The following is a 13,896-nucleotide window of genomic DNA, read 5'->3' on the forward strand; positions in this document are numbered from 1 at the left end:
ATGACTGAACCGCGTCCCACGCCGCTGCGCAAGCTGCTGACCCTCCCCCACGCCGAATCCCTGCCCTTGTCGATCCGGGCCAAGGCGCTCGTGTTCAGCGACCCGCAGTCCGAGCGCCTGCTGTCCCAGGTGGAGCAGGTGGCGGCCAGCGAGGCCACGGTGCTGTTGATCGGCGAGACGGGCACCGGCAAGGAACTGGTCGCCCGCCACATCCACGCGTGCAGCGGCCGCACGGGCCCGTTCGTGGCGGTGAACTGCGGTGCGTTTGCCGAATCGCTGGTGGACGCGGAGCTGTTCGGCCACGAGGCCGGCGCCTTCACCGGCGCCAGCCACGCACGGGCCGGCTGGTTCGAGGCCGCCCACGGCGGCACGCTGTTCCTGGACGAGATCGGTGACATGCCGTTTGCGTTGCAGGTCAAGCTGCTGCGGGTGCTGCAGGAGCGGCAGGTGGTGCGCCTGGGCGCCCGCCAGCCGGTGCCGGTGGACGTGCGCCTCGTGGCCGCCACCAACGTGGACCTGGCCAAGGCCGTGCAGGCCGGCCGCTTCCGTGCCGACCTGTTCTACCGCCTCCACGTGGCCACGCTGCCGCTGCCGCCACTGCGCGAACGGCCCGGTGACATCCTGCCGCTGGCCCAGCACTTCGCCGAGATCTACCGCAAGAAGCTGGGTGCGGCGACGCTCGCGATGTCACCCGCGGTCGAGCGCGCGCTGCTCGCGTACGAGTGGCCGGGGAACATCCGCGAGCTGGAAAACGTGGTGCACTACGCGGTGATCGTGTCCCGGAACGGCCGCATCGAGCGCGAGGACCTGCGCCTGCCGCACGGCCTGTTGGCGGCGGCCAGCAGCGAGGCGGAGGCGCCCCCCGCACCCGAGGACGCCCTCGGGCAGCTGCGCCATTCGGTGCGGCTGCTGCTGGCCCAACAGCAGCCGCAGCTGTTCGAGACCATCGAGCAGCTGGTGGTGACCACCGCCTTCGAACGCTGCGGCGACAACCAGGTGCGCACCGCGCGCGAGCTGGGCATCTCTCGCAACGTGCTCCGCGCGCAACTCAAGCGTTTCGGCCTGCTGGGCGAGCGCTTCCTCGTCCCGGTCGACTGAGTTCCCTCCTCCCTACCCTCCTCCACTTCCAGGATTCGCGATGAAATACAGACCACTCGGCCGCACGGGCCTCCAGGTGAGCGTGATCGGCCTCGGCACCATGACGTGGGGCCAGCAGAACACCGAGGCAGACGCCCACGCGCAACTCGATGCGGCCATCGCCGCCGGCGTGAACCTCGTCGACACCGCCGAGATGTACCCCGTGCCGCCGCGCCCCGAGACGCAGGGCGCCACCGAACGGTTCATCGGCACCTGGCTGCGCCAGCGCGGCAGCCGCGACAAGATCGTGCTGGCCACCAAGGCCGCCGGCCCGTCGCGCACCGCACAGCGCCCCAGCCACATCCGCGGCGGTGCCACGAGCTTCACGCGCGCCAACCTCGAACATGCGGTGAACGACAGCCTGTCGCGGCTGCAGACCGACCACATCGACCTGTACCAGCTGCACTGGCCCGACCGCACCACCAACACCTTCGGCGCACGCGGCTACACGCACGTCGAGGACGAGGACACGGTGCCCATCCAGGAAACGCTGGAGGCGCTGCAGGCCCTGGTGCAGGCCGGCAAGATCCGCCACTTCGGCGTGTCGAACGAAACGCCCTGGGGCCTGAGCCGGTTCGTGCACCTGTCGGAGACCCGCGGGCTGCCGCGCGCGGCAAGCATCCAGAACTCATACAACCTCGTGAACCGTGGCTTCGAGACCGGCCTCGCCGAAATCTCGCTGCGCGAGCAGGTGGGGTTGCTCGCCTACTCGCCGCTGGCGATGGGCAGCCTGAGCGGCAAGTACCTCGCGGGCCAGCGCCCGCCCGGCGCACGCATCACGCTCTTCGACCGCTTCGGGCGCTACAAGGGCGAAGGTGTCGAACGCGCCACGTATGACCTCGTGACGCTGTTCCGCGAGCACGGCCTCGACCCGGCCCAGGCCGCGCTCGCCTTCGTCAACAGCCGGCCCTTCGTCACGAGCAACCTGATCGGCGCCACGTCGCTCGCGCAGCTCGAATCCAACCTGGCGAGCGTGGACCTGGCCTTGCCGGCCGAAGTGCTCGACGGCATCGAGGCCATCCAGTCCAAGTACCCGAATCCCGCGTCCTGACCCTTCCGATGACCACACAGACCCTTCGCGGCGCCGACCCGTTCGCCGACCTGACGCGGCTCGGCCGCATCGACGTGCGTGCGATCCCGCGCGTGCTGACCCGCCTCACCCGCCTGGCGATGCGTTACCCGTGGCGCTTTGCCGCCGCGGTGCTCTGCGCGCTGGGCGCGGCGGTGTCCAACCTCGTCACACCCATGCTGCTCGGCCGTGCCGTGGACCAGGCGAACCACCTGCTCGCCGCCGGACCGGGCAACGAGGTGCGCGGGGCGTTGTGGTGGACCGCGGTGGCCCTGGTGGCCGCGTGTGCCGTGCGCGGCACGCTCACGGGCCTGCAGGGGTACCTGGGCGAGAACCTCGCGCACCGGGTCGGCTACGACCTGCGCCTCGCGTTCTACGAGAAGCTGCAGCGCCTGGGCTTCGGCTACCACGACAAGGTGCATTCGGGCGACCTGATCGCCCGCGGCATGCTGGACCTGGAGGGGGTGCGCGTGTACCTCGAATCGGGCCTGCTGCGCATCGTCACGCTCGTGCTGCTGGTGGGCGCCGGTGCAGGGCGGCTGCTCGGCGTGGACGTTCTGCTCGGCTGCCTCGCCCTGGGTTTCGTGCCGTTTGTCGTGTGGCGGGCCGGCCGCATGGCGCTGCTGCTGCGGTTGAGCTGGGACAGGCTGCAATCGATGATGTCCGACCTGACGCTGCGGATGGAGGAGAACCTGCAGGGCGTGCGGGTGGTGCGTGCGTTTGCGTCGAAGGCATTCGAACTGGCGCGCTTCGACGCGCTGTCACAAGCCGCGCTCGCGCTGTCCAACCGCCGCATCACCTACCGCATGCAATCGGTGACGGCGATGAACGTGGCGTACCACGTGGCGATGGGGGCCGTGTTGTGGGTGGGCGGCCGCCGGGTCGCTGCCGGCACGCTGACCGTGGGGCAACTCACCGAGTTCCTGACGTTCATGACGCTGCTCCAGTTGCCGGTGCGCCAGGTGGGCATGATCGTCAACTCCAGCGCCCGCGCGGCCTCGTCGGGCGCGCGGCTGTTCGAGGTGCTCGACAGCGAACCCGAGATCCGGGACCGGCCCGGCGCTGCCAACCTCGCGCTCACCCAAGGGGTGCTGCGCTTCGAGTCGGTGGACTTCGCCTATGCCGGGCGCGAGACCCGCCCGGCGCTCACCGGCATCAGCTTCGAACTGCGGCCCGGCCGCACGGTGGGGATCGTGGGGGCCCCGGGCAGCGGCAAGTCCACCATCGCGCAGCTGATCCCGCGGTTCTACGACGTCACCGGCGGGCGCATCACGCTCGACGGACAGGATGTTCGCCAGGTGACGCTGCAGTCGCTGCGCGGTGCCGTGGCGCTGGTCCAGCAGGAGAGTTTCCTGTTCGACACCTCCGTCCACCACAACGTGGCCTATGCCGAACCAGCCGCGTCCGCGGACCGGGTGGTGGCCGCCGCCACCACCGCGCAAATCCACGACCATGTGGACCGCCTGCCCGCCCGATACGACACCCGGGTGGGCGAACGCGGCGTGGCCTTGTCCGGCGGGCAGCGGCAGCGCCTGTCGATCGCCCGGGGCCTCGTCGCCGACCCGGCGGTGCTGGTGTTCGACGATGCCACCTCGGCCATCGACGCCGCCACCGAGCAACACGTGCGCCACGGCCTGAAGCAGGCCGCGGCGGGCAAGGCCACGCTGATCATCGCGCACCGGCTGAGTTCGCTGCGGCACGCGGACGAGATCCTCGTGCTGGACGCCGGCCGCATCGTCGAACGCGGCACCCACGCCACGCTGCTGGCCCGCGGGGGGCACTACGCCGACCTCTGGGCGCTGCAGCATCGCCACAGCGCGCCCGTGCCGGCCGATGACGAGGTGGTGGCATGAGCACCGCCATCGCACACGACGAACACGGCGAACAGATCTTCAGCCGCTTCGACACCCGCGTGGTGTCGCGCCTGTGGTCGTTCGTGCGGCCCTACCGGCGGGTGCTGGTGGCAGCGGTGCTGTCGGTCGTCGCCTACACCGCGGTGCAGGTGGCCATCCCCGTCACCGTGCGCCATGCCATCGACAGCATGCTGGGCCACGCCGGCTCGCCGTTGTCTACGGTGATGGCCGCATTCGCCATGCTGGTCGCGCTCAACGGCGGGCTCAACTTCCTGCAGGAATGGGTGGCCGCACGCCTGGCCCAGCGGGTGATCTTCGACCTGCGCCGGGCGATGTTCGCGCACCTGCAGGACGTGTCGCTGTCCACGCTCGACCAGACCCAGGTGGGCCGGTTGATGTCCCGCCTGGCAGGCGACGTCAATGCACTGCAGGAGTTCCTCGAGACCTCGGTGTCGGCGGTGGGCGACCTGTTCCTGCTGGTGGGCATCGTGGCCGTGTTGTTGTGGATGGACCTGCGGCTCGGCGCCCTGACACTGGCCGCGCTGCCGGCCCTGCTGCTGGTGCGCCTGGTGTGGCTGCCGTGGGCACGCGACAAGTTCCGGCGCGCCCGGGAAGCCTCGTCGAGCGTCAACGCCTCGCTTGCCGAAAACATCAACGGCATCCGCACCGTGCAGGAGAACCGCCGGCAGGCGGTGAACTTCGCGCGCTACGACGTGAAGGCGCGCGAGAACCGGGAGGCCCAGATCGGCTCATCACGCGCGGCCCAGGTGATGGTGCCGCTCGTGGACACCCTGACGGGCATCGCGATGGCCGTGGTGGTGGTGGCCGGTGGCCAGGGCGTGCTCGACGGCACGCTCGGGGTGGGCGTGATGGTGGCGTTCATCTTCTACGTGCAGAAGTTCTTCGACCCCATCCGCACGCTGTCGATGCAGTACACCGTGATGCAGCGGGCCATGGCGGCCGGCCAGCGGATCTTCGAGGTGCTCGACGTGCCGCTGCACATCGTGGACCGGCCCGGAGCGATCGACCTGCCCGCCGATTTCGAACCCGGCATCGAGTTCCGTGGCGTGCAGTTCGGCTACCGGCCGGGGCAGCCCGTGTTGCACGACCTGAACCTCACCATCGCTCCGCACCAGACGGTGGCCCTCGTGGGCCCCACCGGATCGGGCAAGACCACCGTCACCGCACTGCTGCACCGCTTCTACGAGGTGAACGCCGGCGAGGTGCGTGTGGGTGGGCACGACGTGCGCGACCTCACGCTCGACTCGCTGGGCCGCCAGATCGGCATGGTGCTGCAGGAGCCGTTCCTCTTCAGCGGCACCATCCTCGACAACATCCGCTACGGCCTGCCCGGGGCCACGCGGGAGGACGCCATCGCCGCGGCGCAGTCGGTGCGTGCCCACGCGTTCATCGAGCGGCTGCCGCTCGGCTACGACACCCCGCTCGGCCAGCGCGGGCGCAACCTGTCGATCGGGCAGCGCCAGTTGCTGAGCTTCGCGCGGGCCCTGCTCGCCGACCCGAAGATCCTGGTGCTCGACGAGGCCACCGCCAACATCGACAGCTTCACCGAACTCGAGATCCAGCAGGCGCTCGCGCTGCTGCGCCGCGGCCGCACGACCATCGTGATCGCACATCGCCTGGCCACGGTGCGCGACGCCGACGTGATCGTGGTGCTGGAACACGGGCGCATCCGCGAGCAAGGGAACCACGCGGCGCTGCTGGCGTCGGGCGGGTTGTATGCGAAGCTGCATGCGAACAGCCGGGGGTCGTTCGATGATTGACGTGCCGGCGGGTGCCCACGCACGGCGCCCTCGATGGCCCGCCACGCGACGACCTGCGTCGCTCCTGGATCTGGCCCTGGTCCTTGGTGTTGCCCCGACCGGCGTCGTTACCGGTTCGAGCGTTGGCGACAACCGTGGCGGCGGGTGGGGACTTCTCAGCTTGCGGCCAGCAAGGTCGCGCCGCCCCATGCGACCAGCAGCACGCCCGCACCCCGGCCGATCCAGTGGCCGGCCGGACTGAGCTTCTCGACCAGGACGAACAAGGCGATGCCTGCGATCCAGGCGAAGTTCATGACGCCGCCGACGAACAGCAACAACATCAGCATCCAACAACAACCCACACAGACAGCGCCGTGACGCAAACCCATCAGGAGCGCACCGCGCGCGCCCGGGCGCCAGTGCGTCATGATGAAATCCAGAGGCGAGCGACAGTACCGCAGGCAAGCCTGCTTCAACGGCGTCCATTGGTAGATGCCGGCGGCGATCAGCACCGCACCGGCCAGCACGATGCTCGTGCTCTGCATCATCGGCGACAGCAGTGCGGCTTTCTCCAGCCCGAACTGCAGCGCCGTCGCCGCGAGGCTGAACGCAGCCCAGACTGCGAGGTAGCCAAAGGCGAAGGCGCCCGACGCGGTCGCCGGCTCGCCACGTTCGCTGCGGCGCCGCGCGATGGTGGCAAAGAGCAGGATCATCGGCGCGGCGCTCGGCAGCATCATGGCCGCCATCATGACGGCCCACATGATGAGCACGACCAGCGCATGACCAGGCGTCCACAGCTGAGCGCTCATCGGCATCAACATGTCGCCCATCGCTTGCATCATCCCGGCGCCGGCCAGCAAGTAGGCCCAGGACAAGACGACGACGAGCAGCAGGCTGAAGACGACGAGGAGGCGGTCGCGCCTCAACGCCCCCTCGATCAGCGAGCCGGCGGTCACGTCGACGCCTCCAACCGCGTGATCACCCCTGCGGCTGCAGGAACCTCATCAGGCTGCCACGCCCTGCGGCGTCTGAACGACATGCGCGAGGGTACTGTGGCTGCCCTGCGTCTCGAACTTGATGGCACCGCTACTGCGGATGTTGGCAGAGGCCACTTCGCCCTCGCGGTGCTCGAAGCCCTCGGGCATCACGACCTGGATGCGATGCGCAGCGCCGGTTACCGGGTTCTTGATCGGTTCGACCTCGGTCTCGAGCACACCAGGGATGACCAGGCGTGCGGTCCTGCCAGCCTTGTCGAAGTCGAACTTGATCGGAGCGAAGATCGGCTCATGCATCTTTGTCACGATGAGGCTGCAGATGTGGAACAGCGTCCCTTCCGCCGAGTTCTGCCCTGACATGATCTTGAACAAGGCTTCGCGCTGCTCCGGGCTGGCCCGCTCATCGATGATCGGCTGCAACTGGCCGTTGCCTTCGTGCAGAGCGCCAGGGAAGTGGACAACTGCAAAGAAGGTCAAGCCGTCCAGGCGCGTGCTTTCGAAGTGCCCCTTCGCAATGCGCATGCCCAAGAAGCCCTTGCAATAACCCTGAGTCGGCTTCGCGTTGAAATCGCAGGGGCAACCGTAGGCGCAGGTGCAGTTCTTGAGCCATTCGCCTTCGAGGCGCCAGTTCGCTAGTTGTGCCATGATCTCGTCTCCTGTCAGATGCGATGCTGCGATCGCGGCGGGCATTTCCGTGCCGCCCCGTGCCGCCGTTACATCCTGCCGCGCTCAGCCCGCAAGAATGCGAGACGCCAGCAACCAACTTGCTGCACGCTGGCGCATGCCTGATGGAGCCGCCCGAGATGTACCCGGTCGCTTGACTATCCGCCGATTGCAGGCCGTGCGCAACACCGATTGACACGATCAGCCAGGAGACCGGCCCTCGCCGTCCGATCAGCCGGACCCGGCTCCGGGCGAGAGGTTGCGCTCGGCCTGATCCGCCGTCACGACACTCACGGGCACACCGAACCGCTCGATGCGGTGGGCGAGATCGAGGTGCAGCCACCGGGAGATCCGCTCTGGCAGCGTCGAGACGATGACCTCGTCGTACTTCTCGCGCTCGAGCGTCTGGCGCACGGCCTCGTACGGGTCGGTGGCCCCGACGATCCCTTGCACATGCGAGCCCGCAGCTGCGTCAAGCAGCGGGATCGCGAGCTCGAGCGTGATGGCCGCCTCCTCGGTGTCCGGGTCCCAATACGGCCGGGGGACCAGGAGCGTGAATGCGCACGGCCCGCTTGCGGCCCGCGCGGCGACCGCGGCGAGCAACTTGGGCGAAGCCGCGGTCCGGTGCGCCACGATGAGGATACGCCTGTCACTCATGATGGGGTCCTTCTCGACGTACGTTGTCCCATCTTGGTGCTCTGCGGCCGATTTGGAATCAAGTGGACGGCATATCCCCGTGGCAAATTGTGGTCTCTCGACGAAGTTCAGTGCCCTTGCCCACGCCTGTGTGACTCGCCGCAGCGCCGGCTCGTTGAGATGCTGCCGCACAAGCTCGAGTTGCAAGGGGCGTCCGACGACAACAAGCGCCGCCGGGGTGATGCCTGCCCGCCCGGTCAGATCTCCGCCACGGAGCCGTCGAACCGCGTGAACCGGAAGCCCTGGAAGGCCTCGTGGAACGTGAACCGTTCGTCGCGCAACAACGCGATGCCCACTTCCTCGGCCTGCGGCAGCGACGACGCCGCGTCCGAACGCCAGTGGATGCCGGCCCAGTTGCGGCCAGTGCCGAGGTTGGTGGCGAGCTTGTTCAACTCGCCCCCCACCGTCAGCGGCGGGCCCACATAGGGGATCAGCTTCGCGGGGTCGGACGGGTCCGGCTGCACCGGGTCGGCGATCACGTGGTTCTCGTCGAAGAAGGCCTTGAGGATGGTGGCGCCCACCGCGGCGTTCGACGAAGCACCGCCCGGGTACGAGCTGTGGTTCGGCGCGCCTTCGGGGTACGCGCTCGACAGCAGGTACGTGCCGAACTTCGCGAAGCTTCGGGCGATGGCCTCGGATCCCAGCGCGTCCGCATGCAGCGGATAGGCCGACACGCCGTTCGCCAGGCGCTGGTGCACGAGCCCGCCGAACGCCTCGGGCCGCAGCGTGCGCTGCACGAACCACTTCTGCCAGTAGTTCGCGCGGATGTTGCGCGACGTCGCAGTGGTCAGCAGGCCCTGGATGTACCCGGTGCCCCACGAGGCCGCGGCGGACGCCGACGTCTTGAGGGTGAGGTACGGGTTGCGCGGGTTCAGCGCGGCGCCGAAGCCCCCCACCACGAGCGGGTTGCTGCTGCGGGCGGTCGACAGCAGTTGCAGTGCGCCCCAGAAGCCCGGCGCGCCACCACGCACGTATTCGGCGAGGTCGCGACCGGACTGGAGGTACCGCACCTGTGTGTCGAACTCGAGGCGGCGGGTGGCCGCCTTGCCGTCCTGGTTCGCCAGCCATTCGGCGGGGTCGGCCAGGAAGTCGCTGCCCGGCTTCTGGGGCCGCAGTTGGCCGGCGATGAACTGCGGGCCGTACGGGATGTCGCGGAGCAGGAACTGCGAGATGTACGGGCCGTCCAGCACGCCGGGCGGCACCACGTGGCGCGGGGTGGAACCGGAGCGGTCCGAGCGGTCCACGTAACGCGCGGTGCCGCGAAACAGCAGCGGGGGCGTGACCCGGCCGTTGGCATCACGCGGGCCGGTGTAGCCGCGAAGCGCATCGATCTCGCGTGCCGCTGCAAGCACCAGCGGATGCTGGGTATCGGCCTGGTATGCGTGGAACGGCACGTCGCGCAGCAGCGATTGCCAATAGGCCTCGACCGCCTCGGCGGCCCGCTCGGCGCCCGCCAGCACGGGGGGCGGCGGGATCAGGATCTGCGGCGGCGAAATGCCTTCCAGGTTCACCGCCAGCGTGCCGAGCGGGTTGACGAGCTTGCGGGTGCCGCCCAGCGGCACCCGCTCGAAGTCCGCCTGCTGGCGCGTGTCGATCGCCTGGCGCAGCAGGCCCCAGGCGGCGAGGTCCACCTCACCTCGTGTGTTGTGTGGCAGGCCGCGTGTGTCGCTGCCGATCTTGTTGGGGTAGCGGTCTTCGTCGCCGTTGGTCGGGTGGCGCGCGATGGGCTCGTCGTAGTTCGCCTTCGCGCGGTCCACCCGCACCTTCAGGGTCTTGCGGCGCAACTGCTGGTTCAGGTCGCCGCCGCGTTCGCGCAGCGGCGACAGGTCGGGGGCGCCGTCCGCCGCCCGGGGTTCGGCGGCGGCCGCCGAACCACCGACGGCCAGTGCGGCCGTGGCACCGAGGAACTGGCGGCGTGCGGGTTTCGGTTCATCGCCTGTCGGGAAATCAGCCATGGGGTCTCCAGGAAGGGGGTGGACCCGGCTTGGCGCAACTCCTGTTCCCGCAGGGGTGCATATCGATGTGCGAAAGGCGTTGCCCCGCGTCAGTACCCCCGCGCGCGATCGACCACGTTGCGCAGTGGCCGCCCCTCGCGCACCCGCAGCAGGTTGTCGAGCGTGATGTCGACAAGCCGGCGGGCGCTGTTGGGCGTGAGGCCCGCCGTGTGGCTCGTGATCACCACCTGCGGCAGGCGCCACAGCGGCGACGCGGGCGGCAGCGGTTCGGGGTCCGTGACGTCGAGGCCCGCGCCAGCGAGATGCCCCGACTGCAGCGCCGCCAGCAGCGCCCCCGTATCGACGATGCCACCACGGGCGATGTTGTACAGGTAAGCCCCGGGCCGGAGCCGCGCGAGGCGCTCGGCCCCGAACAGGCCGCGGGTTTCCGCGGTGAGCGGCAACGCGATGACCAGGTGATCGGCGTGCGGGAGTTCGTCGTCGAGCGCGTCGAGGCCCACGGTTCGCTCGACACCCGGCACACCGTCGCCGTGCGGATCCCGGCGCACGGCGGTCACCTTCAGGCCGAGGGCCGCGGCCTTGCGCGCCACGGCTCCACCGATGGCACCGAGCCCCACCACCAGCAGCGTCTGGCCTTCGGCCTCGAAGAGGCCTGGCAGCGGCGGTGTGGCCCAGGCCTGCCGGTGTTGCGCATCACGCAGTGCGGGCAGCTGGCGTGTAAAACCCAGCAGAAGGGCCAGCACGTGTTCGGCGATGTTGACGGCGTGCACGCCGCTCGCGTTGGTGACCACCACCGGGCTCGCCCGCAGCCGCGGGGTCAGCACGCGGTCGACACCGGCCGAGGCGGTCTGGATCCAGCGCAGGCCGGGCGCCGCGCCGAGCAGGTCGTCGATGGTCACGCCCTGGTGGCCCAGCAGCACGGCGTCGGCGTGGGCCACGGCACCGGTCCAGTCGGCGGCGGTGTCGGCGCGCACGAAACGCACCTCGGGCACCGCGGCGTGGAGCCGCGCGTACTCGGCGTCGGGCAGCGGGTGGAGAAGGGTCAGCTGGCGGATCGGGGTGAGGGTCTGGGACATGGCGGCTGCGGGTGGGCAAATGAAGGTGGGTCGGTCACCTGTTCCAGCAAGTCGCGTTCCTCGTCGGCCTGGACGGACTCGAGCCAGCGCTCGATCTCCTCGACACTCTTCTTGCCGAGGTTGCGCACCGTGCGCAACCGGCCCGTGTGCAGCGCCTCGGCAACCGTGTCCACGGTGAGCAGCTGTTTGCGAACGTAGAGGAACTCGGCCTTCAGCCCATTGGCCGTGCGCGCGCTCAGCCGCAAGAAGGGATCGTCGCTGACCTGGCGCAGCCGCTCCGCGCGGGCCGAGGCGAGCAACTGCCGCACACGCTGGCGCGTCACGTGGAGTTCGGCCGCGATGTCGGCTACCGAACGGCCGCTGGCCCGCAGGTCTTCCGCACGCGAACATTTTTCGCTGAGCATCGGCACTCCTCTCCTCAGGCCACATGGTTCATCGGGCCGTTCGAGCAATCCGCGTACCACGCCATCGACCACGTGCGCGCGTCGCTTTTTCTGCATGACCCGGCAGCGAGGGTGAAAACTGGCCGAACGCCCCCACGCATGAGGGGGCCGGGACGAGGCATCGTCCTACACCACCGCCCGGCAGCGTGCGGATACTGGAACCATCGGGAGGCCAGGCGGCCACCGACGCACAGGGGAGTTCAACATGCACCGCCCAGGCAACAAGCCCGAAGGTGCGGAGGTCCGACCGGACATGGCAGCGCACAACGAGCGCGTGCAGACCCTGCACGACTCGTACCTGCGCACGGTGGCCGACGCCGCCGAGGCCCTTCCACTGACCGACGCAGACCGCTACCGATGGATCCGCGCCAACCGCGGCAGCACCTTGATCAGCGACGCCCTGCTGAGCGCAGACTTCGACAGCGATTTCGACGCCCAGATCGACGCTGCCGTGAGGGCGCACCAGGCGGGCCGGCACCTGCCGCTGCCGCCGCCGCTCAAGTCGGCCAGGCCCGTCTACGGCCGGCGCCGAACCGACTGACGCCTGGTCAGCCTTCGAACGCGAAGGTACCTTCCGCCACCAGCTCGGCCAGCGGCCGACGCTGGTTGGGGGCTTCGCGCGCCTGCAGGGCTTCGGGCAGCACTGACTTGTCCCCGAGCTTGCCGACGGCCACCACGGCCTCGAGGGCGTGGTCGGCCGGCACCTGCAGGCGGGCACGCAGCAGGTCCTTGTCGAACCCGCCGATGCCATGGGCATGCCAGCCCGACAGCGTGGCCTGGAACGCCAGGCTCGCCCAGGCGGCGCCGGCGTCGAATGAGTGGGAGGCGACCGGCTGCAACTCCGTCTTGCCCGGCGGCAGCCACACGGTGCGCGACAGCACCACCACCAGCGCGGATGCGCGGGCGGCCCAGCCCTGGTTGTAGGTGGACAGGGTCTCGAAGATCGGTGCCCACGCCGGCGTGTCGCGCCGCGCGAACACGAAGCGCCACGGCTGCGCGTTGAAGCCCGACGGCGCCCAGCGTGCGGCCTCGAAAAACGTGTTCAGCGTGGGCACGTCGATGACCGCGTCCGAAAAGGCGCGAGGCGACCAGCGGGTGGTGAAGAGGGGGTCGATGGGGTGGGTGGTTTCGCGGGCAAGGGACTGGGTCATGGCAACGGATCGGTGATCGCGCGGGATGCGCCCTCCAATCGTAGCGATTCCCGTGCCATGACCGCACCGCGCCTGCTGCGAAACGCGCAGTGCGGCCGGAGCAAGGTGCCGGGGATCCAACACCACCGGTGCACCGCTGCTGGCCAACCCACAGCCGGGGCCCGGCCGCGTTGGTACGGCGCTTGCGCGACCCGGGTCACCTCACTGCCATCGGACCCGCCCATGACCACCCGCCCTGCCCGCCTGCTGTCCCTGTTCGCCCTCACCGCCACCCTCCTGCTCGGCACCGCCACCGCCTCGGCGGCCGACCTCGCCGCCGTGCTCGACGGCCCCCAGCGCGGCGCGGCGAACCGCACGCGCGACGCCGCACGCCACCCGTTGCAGACCCTCACGTTCTTCGGCCTGGCGCCCGGCCAGACGGTGATCGAGGTGGCCCCCGGGGCCGGCTGGTACACCGAGATCCTCGCGCCTTACCTGCGCGACCAGGGCCACCTGTACGCGGCGCACTATCCCGCGGACGATCCGCGTGAAGAAGCGCGCACGGCGCGGGCGCGTTTCGCCGCGAAGCTGGCCGCCGCGCCGGCCACGTACGACCGCGTCGTGCTGGGCACCCTGCCGGTCAAGGCGTTCACCGACATCAGCCCCCCGGGCGGCGCGGACCTCGTGCTGACCTTCCGCAACGTGCACAACTGGATCGAGGCGGGCCACCTCGACGACACGCTGAAGGCCTTCCACGCGGTGCTCAAGCCCGGCGGCGTGCTGGGCGTGGAAGAGCACCGTGCGCCGCCCGGCACGCCGCTCGCCCGCGTGATCGCCAGCGGCTACGTGCCGGAGGAGCTGGTCATCGCCCACGCGCGCGCCGCGGGCTTCGAGTTCGTGGGCCGCAGCGACGTGAACGCGAATCCGCTGGACACCCACGACCACCCGAACGGCGTGTGGTCGCTGCCCCCCACGCTGCGTGGGGGCGACACCGGCCGCGAGCGGTTCCTCGCGATCGGCGAGAGCGATCGCATGACGCTCAAGTTCCGCAAGCCGGCCAACGCGGCCCGGTGAACGCGCTGCTGCGGAGACAGCGGACCACCGCGCCGCTGTCGGCCG

Annotated in this window: 13 protein-coding genes; 6 read left to right on the forward strand and 7 right to left on the reverse strand. The window is 69.9% G+C overall.

Going from position 1 to position 13,896, the window contains the following annotated elements; translation table 11 throughout:
* The 4 genes from ASC87_RS24925 to ASC87_RS24940 are packed head-to-tail and all read left to right on the forward strand — an operon-like array spanning position 1 to position 5,840.
* Positions 1-1,098, forward strand: coding sequence for a sigma-54-dependent Fis family transcriptional regulator (locus ASC87_RS24925; RefSeq protein WP_056669186.1), 1,098 nt, complete (start codon positions 1-3; stop codon positions 1,096-1,098).
* A 40-nt stretch (positions 1,099-1,138) separates the two neighbouring features.
* Positions 1,139-2,188, forward strand: coding sequence for an NADP(H)-dependent aldo-keto reductase (locus tag ASC87_RS24930; RefSeq protein WP_056669189.1), 1,050 nt, complete (start codon positions 1,139-1,141; stop codon positions 2,186-2,188).
* Between the two features lie 8 nt (positions 2,189-2,196).
* Positions 2,197-4,059 (forward strand): ABC transporter ATP-binding protein, encoded by a 1,863-nt coding sequence (locus ASC87_RS24935; protein ID WP_056669191.1) that lies wholly within the window; start codon positions 2,197-2,199, stop codon positions 4,057-4,059.
* Entirely contained in the window at positions 4,056-5,840 is a 1,785-nt protein-coding gene (locus ASC87_RS24940; RefSeq protein ID WP_056669193.1) for an ABC transporter ATP-binding protein, read from the forward strand. The genes ASC87_RS24935 and ASC87_RS24940 overlap by 4 nt, the downstream gene beginning before the upstream one ends.
* 155 nt (positions 5,841-5,995) lie before the next feature.
* Here ASC87_RS24940 and ASC87_RS24945 read toward each other — a convergent pair whose 3' ends face one another.
* The 6 genes from ASC87_RS24945 to ASC87_RS32165 all read right to left on the reverse strand — a co-directional run bounded on the left by ASC87_RS24945 (position 5,996) and on the right by ASC87_RS32165 (position 11,608).
* Positions 5,996-6,775 carry a DUF2182 domain-containing protein gene (locus ASC87_RS24945; RefSeq protein ID WP_056669196.1) on the reverse strand — a complete coding sequence of 260 codons (780 nt, stop codon included), beginning with the start codon at positions 6,773-6,775 and terminating at the stop codon, positions 5,996-5,998.
* A 48-nt stretch (positions 6,776-6,823) separates the two neighbouring features.
* Complete coding sequence (locus ASC87_RS24950) at positions 6,824-7,504, reverse strand: DUF1326 domain-containing protein (protein ID WP_235582280.1); 681 nt, start codon at positions 7,502-7,504, stop codon at positions 6,824-6,826.
* Positions 7,505-7,708: 204 nt separating this feature from the next.
* Positions 7,709-8,134, reverse strand: coding sequence for a hypothetical protein (locus ASC87_RS24955; protein ID WP_056669201.1), 426 nt, complete (start codon positions 8,132-8,134; stop codon positions 7,709-7,711).
* A gap of 236 nt (positions 8,135-8,370) precedes the next feature.
* Positions 8,371-10,128 (reverse strand): twin-arginine translocation pathway signal protein, encoded by a 1,758-nt coding sequence (locus tag ASC87_RS24960; RefSeq protein ID WP_056669205.1) that lies wholly within the window; start codon positions 10,126-10,128, stop codon positions 8,371-8,373.
* Positions 10,129-10,217: 89 nt separating this feature from the next.
* Positions 10,218-11,204, reverse strand: a complete 987-nt coding sequence (locus ASC87_RS24965; RefSeq protein WP_056669207.1) for a D-2-hydroxyacid dehydrogenase — start codon at positions 11,202-11,204, stop codon at positions 10,218-10,220.
* Positions 11,171-11,608 carry a DNA-directed RNA polymerase subunit alpha C-terminal domain-containing protein gene (locus tag ASC87_RS32165; protein WP_056669215.1) on the reverse strand — a complete coding sequence of 146 codons (438 nt, stop codon included), beginning with the start codon at positions 11,606-11,608 and terminating at the stop codon, positions 11,171-11,173. The genes ASC87_RS24965 and ASC87_RS32165 overlap by 34 nt, the downstream gene beginning before the upstream one ends.
* A gap of 292 nt (positions 11,609-11,900) precedes the next feature.
* On the opposite strand from ASC87_RS32165, the gene ASC87_RS24975 reads away from it, so the two are divergent.
* A complete protein-coding gene (locus ASC87_RS24975) occupies positions 11,901-12,188 on the forward strand; it encodes a hypothetical protein (RefSeq protein WP_056669219.1) in 288 nt (95 codons plus the stop codon).
* Between the two features lie 7 nt (positions 12,189-12,195).
* Here ASC87_RS24975 and ASC87_RS24980 read toward each other — a convergent pair whose 3' ends face one another.
* The gene (locus tag ASC87_RS24980) at positions 12,196-12,798 is read right to left on the reverse strand and encodes a nitroreductase family protein (protein WP_056669224.1); all 603 of its coding nucleotides are present in this window, start codon (positions 12,796-12,798) and stop codon (positions 12,196-12,198) included.
* A 222-nt stretch (positions 12,799-13,020) separates the two neighbouring features.
* Here ASC87_RS24980 and ASC87_RS24985 point away from each other — a divergent pair, with 222 nt between their 5' ends.
* The gene (locus ASC87_RS24985) at positions 13,021-13,851 is read left to right on the forward strand and encodes a class I SAM-dependent methyltransferase (protein WP_157604343.1); all 831 of its coding nucleotides are present in this window, start codon (positions 13,021-13,023) and stop codon (positions 13,849-13,851) included.
* The last annotated feature ends 45 nt before the right edge of the window (positions 13,852-13,896 follow it).

Source organism: Rhizobacter sp. Root1221 (assembly GCF_001425785.1).
GTDB lineage: Bacteria > Pseudomonadota > Gammaproteobacteria > Burkholderiales > Burkholderiaceae_C > Rhizobacter.

Bases quoted from the DNA above. Each gene is read 5' to 3' on its own strand.
- ASC87_RS24925 (WP_056669186.1), top strand. From the start codon at position 1: ATGACTGAACCGCGTCCCACGCCGCTGCGCAAGCTGCTGACCCTCCCC.
- ASC87_RS24930 (WP_056669189.1), top strand. From the start codon at position 1,139: ATGAAATACAGACCACTCGGCCGCACGGGCCTCCAGGTGAGCGTGATC.
- ASC87_RS24935 (WP_056669191.1), top strand. From the start codon at position 2,197: ATGACCACACAGACCCTTCGCGGCGCCGACCCGTTCGCCGACCTGACG.
- ASC87_RS24940 (WP_056669193.1), top strand. From the start codon at position 4,056: ATGAGCACCGCCATCGCACACGACGAACACGGCGAACAGATCTTCAGC.
- ASC87_RS24950 (WP_235582280.1), bottom strand. From the start codon at position 7,504: ATGCCCGCCGCGATCGCAGCATCGCATCTGACAGGAGACGAGATCATG.
- ASC87_RS24955 (WP_056669201.1), bottom strand. From the start codon at position 8,134: ATGAGTGACAGGCGTATCCTCATCGTGGCGCACCGGACCGCGGCTTCG.
- ASC87_RS24960 (WP_056669205.1), bottom strand. From the start codon at position 10,128: ATGGCTGATTTCCCGACAGGCGATGAACCGAAACCCGCACGCCGCCAG.
- ASC87_RS24965 (WP_056669207.1), bottom strand. From the start codon at position 11,204: ATGTCCCAGACCCTCACCCCGATCCGCCAGCTGACCCTTCTCCACCCG.
- ASC87_RS32165 (WP_056669215.1), bottom strand. From the start codon at position 11,608: ATGCTCAGCGAAAAATGTTCGCGTGCGGAAGACCTGCGGGCCAGCGGC.
- ASC87_RS24975 (WP_056669219.1), top strand. From the start codon at position 11,901: ATGGCAGCGCACAACGAGCGCGTGCAGACCCTGCACGACTCGTACCTG.
- ASC87_RS24980 (WP_056669224.1), bottom strand. From the start codon at position 12,798: ATGACCCAGTCCCTTGCCCGCGAAACCACCCACCCCATCGACCCCCTC.
- ASC87_RS24985 (WP_157604343.1), top strand. From the start codon at position 13,021: ATGACCACCCGCCCTGCCCGCCTGCTGTCCCTGTTCGCCCTCACCGCC.